The 1055-nt window shown below is 41.5% G+C and carries 1 protein-coding gene; it reads left to right on the top strand.

Features of this window, described 5'->3' with window-relative positions:
- Positions 1–202: 202 nt before the first annotated feature.
- Entirely contained in the window at positions 203–1030 is an 828-nt protein-coding gene (locus V7138_RS25220) for a M15 family metallopeptidase (RefSeq protein ID WP_335402765.1), read from the top strand.
- The last annotated feature ends 25 nt before the right edge of the window (positions 1031–1055 follow it).

The raw sequence follows: 1055 nt of genomic DNA, 5'->3' as shown, positions 1-1055 counted from the left end.
AACCAAGATTGATAGAGTCCAAAACAATTCGTGAAGACGTGTAGTCCATGAACTGCCCCAAAATCCCTAGTTACCTCCCTATCCCCTTAGTACTTTCCTCATGCTAAAAACTTACAACTAATTCCCTGTGTCGATTTATGTAAAATATAGTAGAATGATAGATGGAGAAAAAAAGATTTCGAATCAGGGAAGAGGTAGAATATTGAAGAAGGTAATTATCGGGCTGGTGCTGGTGCTTGTAGTAGTAGGATCCTCTCTATTTTTTGCGAGAGAAGCCTTTTCTGATATTTTACAAGAAAGCTATACATCGATTAAGGAAGTTGTTATTGGTAAAATTGCTTTGAGTAAAGAAAGTGATGTGGAGGCATTGCCGGAAAATGTCAAGGCACCTGAAACCCAAACAGCAGGTGAATCTACAGAAGTGGCTCCTGAGGATATGAAGCCGGTTATTGATCCAAATGATCCATTTCTTTTGTTAGTAAACAAGGAAATAGGGGATTTGGCTGAAACATATGTACCACCCAATCTGACCGTTCCAAACGTTGCCTTTTCCACGTCAGTAGCTGAGCGTAAACAGATGGTAAAAGAGGCTGCCGTGGCACTGGAAAAATTATTTGCTGAGGCAAAAAACGATGGAATTACACTACATGCGCAATCTGGTTACCGTTCCTATGGAACACAGGTTAACCTCTATGATTCCTATGTTCGTGCAAATGGGCAAGAAGAAGCGGATACATTTAGTGCAAAACCAGGAAGAAGTGAACATCAAACCGGTCTTTCAATGGATGTGACAAGCGAGAGCGTTGACAACCAGCTTGTTCAAGAATTTGGAGAAACCGCGGAAGGAAAATGGCTTGCCGAGCATGCGGCTGATTTTGGATTTATCATCCGCTTTCCATTAGGCAAGGAGGATATTACGGGCTATATGTATGAGCCATGGCATATTCGCTATGTCGGTATCGAACATGCTAAATATATGACCGAACACGGTCTTACGTTAGAAGAATATCTTGGTGCGGTAGAAAAATAGATTTGAAGAGCCCCTAAAAAGGGCT

The sequence above is a fragment of the Bacillus sp. JJ1533 genome (assembly GCF_036965045.1).
GTDB lineage: Bacteria > Bacillota > Bacilli > Bacillales > Bacillaceae_L > Ferdinandcohnia.
Note: the sequence above shows the minus strand (reverse complement) of the source record. Positions and strands in the feature narration are given on the sequence as shown.